Annotated in this window: 8 protein-coding genes and 1 tRNA gene; 6 read left to right on the top strand and 3 right to left on the bottom strand. The window is 71.2% G+C overall.

The genetic code is table 11. The features are described 5' to 3' along the window. From IC63_RS18580 to lpxK, 5 genes are all read left to right on the top strand, one after another. The coding region (locus tag IC63_RS18580) for a hypothetical protein (protein ID WP_036722334.1) at positions 1–186 on the top strand (186 nt) is incomplete at its 5' end. Beyond that, positions 187–1020 (top strand): DsbA family protein, encoded by an 834-nt coding sequence (locus tag IC63_RS15965; protein ID WP_084116001.1) that lies wholly within the window; start codon positions 187–189, stop codon positions 1018–1020. A 566-nt stretch (positions 1021–1586) separates the two neighbouring features. Next, a complete protein-coding gene (locus tag IC63_RS15975; RefSeq protein WP_036722337.1) occupies positions 1587–1820 on the top strand; it encodes a DUF4170 domain-containing protein in 234 nt (77 codons plus the stop codon). 9 nt (positions 1821–1829) lie between these two features. After that, positions 1830–3035 (top strand): glycosyltransferase N-terminal domain-containing protein, encoded by a 1206-nt coding sequence (locus IC63_RS15980; protein ID WP_036722338.1) that lies wholly within the window; start codon positions 1830–1832, stop codon positions 3033–3035. A 2-nt stretch (positions 3036–3037) separates the two neighbouring features. Further along, positions 3038–4087, top strand: a complete 1050-nt coding sequence (gene lpxK, locus IC63_RS15985; protein WP_408633590.1) for a tetraacyldisaccharide 4'-kinase — start codon at positions 3038–3040, stop codon at positions 4085–4087. A gap of 3 nt (positions 4088–4090) precedes the next feature. On the opposite strand, the gene IC63_RS15990 is transcribed toward lpxK, so the two are convergent. Next, positions 4091–4176: transfer RNA gene (locus IC63_RS15990), tRNA-Leu, on the bottom strand. A 115-nt stretch (positions 4177–4291) separates the two neighbouring features. Between IC63_RS15990 and IC63_RS15995 the strand changes: the two genes are divergently transcribed. Continuing rightward, a complete protein-coding gene (locus tag IC63_RS15995) occupies positions 4292–5419 on the top strand; it encodes an alkane 1-monooxygenase (protein ID WP_036722339.1) in 1128 nt (375 codons plus the stop codon). Positions 5420–5528: 109 nt separating this feature from the next. On the opposite strand, the gene IC63_RS16000 is transcribed toward IC63_RS15995, so the two are convergent. Both IC63_RS16000 and IC63_RS16005 read right to left on the bottom strand, forming a co-directional pair. Further along, positions 5529–6653, bottom strand: a complete 1125-nt coding sequence (locus IC63_RS16000; RefSeq protein ID WP_052042324.1) for a site-specific DNA-methyltransferase — start codon at positions 6651–6653, stop codon at positions 5529–5531. Positions 6654–6745: 92 nt separating this feature from the next. Continuing rightward, positions 6746–7363, bottom strand: coding sequence for a ribonuclease HII (locus tag IC63_RS16005; RefSeq protein ID WP_036722340.1), 618 nt, complete (start codon positions 7361–7363; stop codon positions 6746–6748). Positions 7364–7377: the final 14 nt, after the last annotated feature.

Genomic DNA, 7377 nt, shown 5'->3' on the forward strand with positions numbered 1-7377 from the left:
CGCGTGGCCCCCGCCCCCGCCCCCGAAACCGTCGCCGCCGCCGGCCAGGTCGCCGCGCGGTTCGAGGACCCGGCGCTGGCCGAGGCCATGCACGCCCTGACCATCAACCGCGCCGCCCGCGACCAGCGGCGGCCTTCCCCTGCCGTTTCCGCTTTCCCCGAGTTTTCCCGACCGAAAGGCCCCTAGATGACCCTGACACTCCGCAGCCTCGTTTCAGCCGCCACGCTGGCCGCGCTGGCCGGCCTTGCCCTGCCCGCCGCCGCGCAGACTGCCGCGCCGGCCCAGCCCGCGACCGAACAGCCGGCCGGTGCCCAATCTGCCGCGACCCCGGCGACGGAACCCGCGATCCTGCCGGACCTGTTCATGGGCGCCGAGACCGCGCCGGTGACGATGCTGGAATATGCAAGCTTCACCTGCAGCCACTGCGCGGCGTTCCACAAGGACGTGTTCCCCAAGCTCAAAGCGGAATACATCGACACCGGCAAGGTGCGCTTTGCCCAGCGCGACGTCTATTTCGACGAGCCGGGGCTGTGGGCCGGCATCCTCGCCCGCTGCGGCGGCGACGACAAGTATTACGCGGTCGGCAGCATGCTGATGGATGAGCAGGGCACCTGGCTGAACGCCAAGACCGGCGACGAGCTGGCAGCCAACCTGCGCAAGATCGGCGCCAAGGCCGGCATGACCGACGCCCAGATGGAGGCCTGCTGGACCGACCAGAAGGCGGTCGAGAGCCTGGTGGCGACGTTCCAGAAGAACGCCGTCGCCGACAAGATCGAAGGCACGCCGACCTTCATCATCAACGGCGAGACGGTCCGCAACGGCCCGTGGGAAGAGCTGAAGGCCAAGATCGACGAAAAGCTGGCCGCGGCTCCGGCGGCAGGTGCTCCGGCTGCGGCGGCTCCTGCCACCGCTCCGGTTGCAACCCCGGCCGCGCCCGCTCCGGCGACGCCCGCCACGGGGACCGCCCCCGCAGGCACCGCGCCCGCAGGCACCGCCCCGGCCGCCCCGGCATCGAACTGAGGCAATCCCGGCGGCTGCCCCCAAGGGCTGCCCGCCGGCGGCTGCCAGCGAGGGACCGTCCGCCGAGGCGGTCCCCTTTTCTTCGCCAGGCTTGCGAAGTGCCTTCCCCGCGGGGACGGCCCGCGGGCAGGCATCGAACTGACGTATCTCCGCGCGGCTGCGAAAGGGCGGCGTGTCACGTCCCGCCCGCAAGGTGCGCCACGACTTTTCCCTCTTCGCGCAGATCCTCCCGCGCCCAATGTCACACCGCCGCCGCAGTCCGTTGACGCGCGCCGTCCCGGCGCGCCCCAAGTCAAACCCGCGACGCCCCGCCAGCGCGACCATCCCCCGCAAATAACGAAGGGTTCCGGCCCCCCGACCGGAACCCTTCGCCCCCCGCGTGCCCCAAGCCACCACACGCGAAACCGAAACTTGTCCCGGCCTTTCTGGCCGTGCAGCCTGTGTGCCACAACCCACGATTCGGGGCAAACAGAGAACATCGCGCATTTGAGCGATCTCGGCCGCCGGCTCTTGGTCTTGGCCCCGGCAGGGGCTATCCCGCTGGGAGAAGCCGAAAGGACAGCGCCGTGAGCCAATTGCTGCATCTCGTCTATGGCGGAGAGCTCGTCTCGAGCGACTCGACCGAGTTCCGCGATCCTGCCGCGATCCATGTCGTGGGAATCTTCCCGAACTATGCCTCGGCCTATTCCGCCTGGAAGGCGCATGCGCAGAAGACCGTGGACCAGGCGCAGACGCGTTATTTCATCGCCCACCTGCACCGGCTGCATGACCCGCAAGCCGCCGGCGCCCGACCGGACTGAGCCAGGCCCGTGGCCGGGATCGGCGATCTGGCCTCGTGGCTGAACCTGCGCGGCAGCCGCAACGGCGCGCTGCCGGCCGAGGCGGTGGTGCCGCCGGGCGACGGGCCGCTGGTGCTGGTCTGCGGCACCGGGGCGGGCACCGGCGCCGGCATCGTGCAGGCGCTGCGGCGCCGGCGCCGGGGGCTGCGGCTGGGCGCGCTGGGTCCGGTGGTGACGGCGCGGGGCGAGCGGCCGATCCCGCAGGTCATGGCAGCCCCCCCCGCCGATCCGGCCGCCGCGCGGGCGCTGGTCCAGCAGCTGGCGCCGGCCGCCATCGTGCTGACCGACGGCACCATCCCGGCCGCGCTGGTCGCCGCCGCGGACGAAGCCGAGCTGCCGGTCACGCTCATCGCCGACCGCCACCAGATCGCCGCCGCCGCCGCCCGCACCGCCTGGCGGGGGATGCGGCGCGGGCCGCTGATGCGGGTGTCGCGGGTGATCGTCCCCGACACCGCCGCCGAGGAAGCCGCGCTGCGCGCCGGCATCGCGCCGCAGCGCATCGACGTCACCGGCTCGGCGCCGCCGGTACTGCCGGCGCTGTCCTGCAACATGCGCGAACATGCCGCGCTGCGTCCGCTGCTGGCCCACCGGCTGGTGTGGCTCGCCGCCGCCCTGCCCGCGGCCGAGGCGCCGGCGATCCTCGCCGCGCATCGGGCGGTGATCTCGGCCCATCACCGGGCGCTGCTGATCGTCGCGCCGGCCCGGCCCGAGGACGCGCCGCCGATCGCCGCCGCAGCCGAGGCCGAGGGGCTGGCCGTCGCCCGCCGCGACGAGGATGACGAGTTGACCGCCGACATCCAGCTGCTGCTGGCCGAGGACAGCCACGAACTGGGGCTGTGGTACCGGCTGGCGCCGATCAGCTTCATGGGCGGGACGCTGATCGTGGCCGACAGCGCCCCCCGCCATCCCTTCGAGCCGGCGGCGCTGGGATCGGCGATCCTGCACGGCCAGCACCTGCCCGTCCATGCCGATGTCTGGAGCATGCTGGACCGGGCCGGCGCCGCCCGGCTGGTGCGCGGCGCGGTCCAGCTGGGCGCCGCGATCGAGGAGCTGGGCGCCCCCGACGCCGCCGCCCGCATGGCGCTCGCCGCCTGGCGGCAGGCCACGGCGGGGGCCGAGATCGACCGGCGCATCGCCGAGGCGGTGCTGTCCGACCTGCCCGAGGACGGACCGTGAGCCTGACCGCCCCACGCTTCTGGCACCGACCGGCGGGGCTTGCCGCCCGGGCCCTGGCGCCGCTGGGCGCGCTGTATGCTGCGGGCACCGCGCGGCGGTTGGCTCAGGGGGGGCGGCAGCGGGTCGGCGTGCCGGTGATCTGCGTCGGCAACCTCAATGCCGGGGGGACCGGCAAGACCCCCAGCGTGATCGCGCTGATCGAGCGTCTGGCCGCGCGCGGCATCGCCGCCCATGTCGTCAGCCGCGGGCATGGCGGGACCGAGACCGGCCCGCTGCGGGTCGAGGAGCGCCGCCACAGCGCCGCGCAGGTCGGCGACGAGCCGCTGCTGCTGGCGGCCTTCGCCCCGGTCTGGGTCGCCCGCGACCGCGTTGCAGGCGCCCGGGCGGCGGTCGCGGCGGGGGCGCAGGCGATCCTGCTGGATGACGGGTTCCAGGATCCGGCCCTGGCCCATGACCTTTCGCTGGTCGTCGTCGATGCCGCGAAGGGGTGGGGCAACGGGCTGTGCCTGCCCGCGGGTCCCTTGCGCGAGCCGGTCGCCACCGGGCTTTCCCGTGCCGATCTGGTGCTGACGATCGGGGACGCCGGCGCGCAGGCGTCGTTCTCGGCCCGCTGGCCCGCCCTGCCGGTGCCGCGGCTGACCGGGCGGCTGGAGCCGCTGCAGACCGGCATGGACTGGCAGGGGCTGCGCGCGCTGGCCTTCGCCGGGATCGGCCACCCCGAGAAGTTCTTCGCCAGCCTGCGGGCGCTGGGGGCCGAGGTGGTCCGCGCCGAGCCGCTGGTCGATCACCAGCCCTTCTCGCCGCAGATGCTGACCCGGCTGGAGACCGAATCGCGGATGCTGGGGGCGCAGATGGTCACGACCGAAAAGGACGCGGCCCGCCTGCCGGCGCGGTTCCGGCCCAAGGTGCTGACCCTGCCGGTGCGGCTGCGGCTGGACGACGCGGCGGTGCTGGACGCGGCTCTGGACGGGATATTCGGCGCGGCCCAGGCGGGCTCCGCCCATGAACGTATGCGTTCATCCCCGGGATATTTGGGCAAAGAAGAACCTTGAGGATGGTGCGGGCGGCGGGACTTGAACCCGCACGGCCTTGCGGCCCAGGGAGTTTAAGTCCCATGCGTCTACCATTCCGCCACGCCCGCCTGCGGATCGTGCCTAAGCGCCGGGCGGGTTTCCCGCAAGCCTCCTGCGACCATTGGCCTTCTGCGACGCGCTGGCCGGTGGCGCCGGGCGGGATCAGGGCGTAAAAGCGCCGCCATGAAAGCCGATCTGCGATCCGCCCTGCCGTTCTGGATGTCGCTGGCGCTGGTGCCGCTGGCGGTGCTCGCGGCGGTGCGGGGCGGCTGGTGGTGGGCGCTGATGCCGGCCTATGCGTGGTATCTTGTCACCGGGCTCGACGCCGTGCTGGGGCTGAACAGCGACAACCCCGATACCGAGACCCCGACCGAGCGGCTGTTCTGGTACCGCGCCATCACCGTGATCTGGTTCCCGATCCAGGCCGCCGTGGTTTTCGGCGCGATCTGGTATGCGACCCATGCCGGGCACCTGTCGGGCTGGGAAAAGCTGGGGCTGTTCTTCGGCATCGGGGTCATGTCGGGCACCATCGGCATGGTCTATGCCCACGAACTGCTGCACCAGAAGCCGGGGCATGAGCGCTGGCTGGGCGATCTGATCCTTGCCGCAAACCTGTATTCGCATTTCCGCACCGAGCATCTGCTGGTTCACCACGCCTGGGTGGCGACGCCGCGCGATGCCGTCTCGGCGCGCTATAACGAGGGGTTCTTCCGCTATTTCCTGCGCGTGCTGCGGGACTGTCCACGCTCTGCCTGGGCGGCCGAGACGCGGCTGCTGGCCCGCGCGCGTCGGCCGGTTTGGGACCGGCGCAACCCGTTCTGGCGCTACGCCGCGCTGCAGCTGGGGATGCTGGCGCTGGCGCTCGCCCTCGGCGGCTGGCAGGGGCTGGCGCTGTTCGTCTGGCAGGCCTTCGTGGCGATCTGGCAGCTCGAGCTGACCAACTATGTCGAGCATTACGGCCTGACCCGCCGCCATCTGGGTGAGGGCCGGTACGAGCACGTCCTGCCCCGCCACAGCTGGAACGCGAGCCACACCGCCTCGAACTGGCTGCTGATCAACCTGCAGCGGCACTCCGACCACCACTACAAGCCCGACCGGCGCTTTCCGCTGCTGCAGACCTACGGCACCGACGAGGCGCCGCAGCTGCCCTTCGGCTATCCGGCGATGACCTTCGTGGCGATGGTCCCGCCCTGGTGGCGACGGCGGATGAACCCGCGCGTGCGGGCGTGGCGGCGGCAGTTCTATCCCGATATCGCCGACTGGGGGCCCTATACGCGGGGCGAAAACCCGATGCCGCGGGGGGCGTTGTAGGCGCTTTCCGGGCAAAAAAACCCCGCCAGGTCACCCTGGCGGGGCAAGTTCGTCCCGCAGCCTCGCGGGGAGGACTCCCCGTCCGGCCCGAGACACCGGCGAACCTGTGTCAGCCGTCAGCGGCCAGTTCCGACCGAATCTGCTGACGCAGGATATCGATCGGTATCATCTGGCCGTCGCGGCGAAAATGCCAATATGTCCACCCGTTGCACGAGGGAGCGCCTTCCAGCGCAGCACCGACCTGGTGGATCGAGCCCTTGACGTCGCGCCCGATCAGCGACCCGTCCGCGCGCACCCGCGCGGTGTGGCGACCGTTGATCGACACCAGCTCCTCGCCCGGGCGCAGCATGGCGCGCTCGACCACCTGGCCAAAGGGCACCCGCGGCTCGGCCCGCTTGCCGGTGGTGGTGGCCAGCGCGCTCGCGTCCAGCCGGCGCACCCGGCTCAGCCGGCGTTCGGCGACGGCGCGATAGGCGGCTTCCCGCTCGATCCCGATGAAGTCGCGGCCCAGCATCTTGGCGACCGCGCCCGTGGTGCCGGTGCCGAAGAACGGGTCCAGCACCACGCCGCCGGGGTTGGTGGTCCCGACCAGCACTCGGTGCAGCAGGCTTTCGGGTTTCTGCGTCGGATGCGCCTTGGCCCCGTCCTCGCCCTTGATCCGCTCGCCCCCGGTGCAGATCGGCAGCGTCCAGTCCGAGCGCATCTGAATGCCCTCGTTGAGGCTTTTCAGCGCCTCGTAGTTGAAGGTGTATTTCGCCCCCTCGGATTTCGAGGCCCAGATCAGCGTCTCGTGCGCGTTGGTCAGCCGCTTGCCGCGGAAGTTCGGCATCGGGTTCGACTTGCGCCAGACCACGTCGTTCAGCAGCCAGAAGCCCTGGTTCTGCAGCTCGGCGCCGACGCGGAAGATGTTGTGATAGCTGCCGATCACCCAGATCGCCCCGTCCGGCTTCAGCAGCCGGCGCGCCGCCGCCAGCCAGTCCCGGGTGAAGCGGTCATAGTGGGCAAAGCTGCCGAACTGGTCCCAGTGATCGTCCACCGCATCGACGCGCGAATTGTCGGGCCGGTGCAGATCGCCGCGCAATTGCAGGTTATAGGGCGGGTCGGCGAAGATCAGGTCGACCGAGCCCTCGGGCAGCGAATTCATCACCTCGATGCAGTCGCCCGCAAGGATGCGGTTCAGCGGCAAGTCGGTTTCGGCGCGCGAATTGCGCGTGGCCTCGGCGGTCCTGGTCATCTCTGCCCTCAAAGTCTGGCGGCATCCAGGGCCGCTCGTTCCTTGTGGATAAGATGAGTCACCGCCGATTCGGCGTCAAATAGTATTTTGAATCAGAGGCTTAGTGTTAGCTCTGGACACAATATCTTGTTGACGGCGGGAAACCCGAGCCTATGGAATGGGGTCGGCCCCAGATCGGCCAGCGCCCGGCGATGGGCCGGGGTCGGATAGCCCATGTTTTCGTCCCAGCCATAGCCCGGATGCTGTTGCGCCAAATCCACCATGATCCGGTCACGCGCCACCTTGGCGAGGATCGAGGCCGCCGCGATCGACAGGCTCAGCGCGTCGCCGCCGATGATGGCGCGGGCCGGGCGGTCGAGATCGCGCGGGATGCGGTTGCCGTCCACCAGCACCACGCAGGGAACCTGCGTCAGCGCCGCCACCGCCCGGCACATCGCCAGATGAGCGGCGTGATAGATGTTGAGCGTGGCGATCTCCTCGACGCTGGCATGGGCGACGGCCCAGACGGCGCAGGCCTCGATCCGGGCGGCGAGGCGTTCGCGTTCGGCCGCGCTCAGCTTCTTGGAATCGTCGAGGCCGCGCGGGATGCCGCGGGCGGGCAGGATCACCGCCGCCGCCGTGACCGGCCCGGCGAGCGGGCCGCGCCCGACCTCGTCCACCCCGCAGACCAGCGTGGCACCCTCGGCCCAGCAGGATTTCTCGTGCCTCAGCGAGGGGCGGCGGG

Origin of the sequence: Paracoccus sphaerophysae (assembly GCF_000763805.1) — a bacterium.
In the GTDB taxonomy this organism is placed as follows: Bacteria; Pseudomonadota; Alphaproteobacteria; order Rhodobacterales; family Rhodobacteraceae; genus Paracoccus; species Paracoccus sphaerophysae.

Bases quoted from the DNA above. Each gene is read 5' to 3' on its own strand.
- IC63_RS15965 (WP_084116001.1), top strand. From the start codon at position 187: ATGACCCTGACACTCCGCAGCCTCGTTTCAGCCGCCACGCTGGCCGCG.
- IC63_RS15995 (WP_036722339.1), top strand. From the start codon at position 4,292: ATGAAAGCCGATCTGCGATCCGCCCTGCCGTTCTGGATGTCGCTGGCG.
- IC63_RS16000 (WP_052042324.1), bottom strand. From the start codon at position 6,653: ATGACCAGGACCGCCGAGGCCACGCGCAATTCGCGCGCCGAAACCGAC.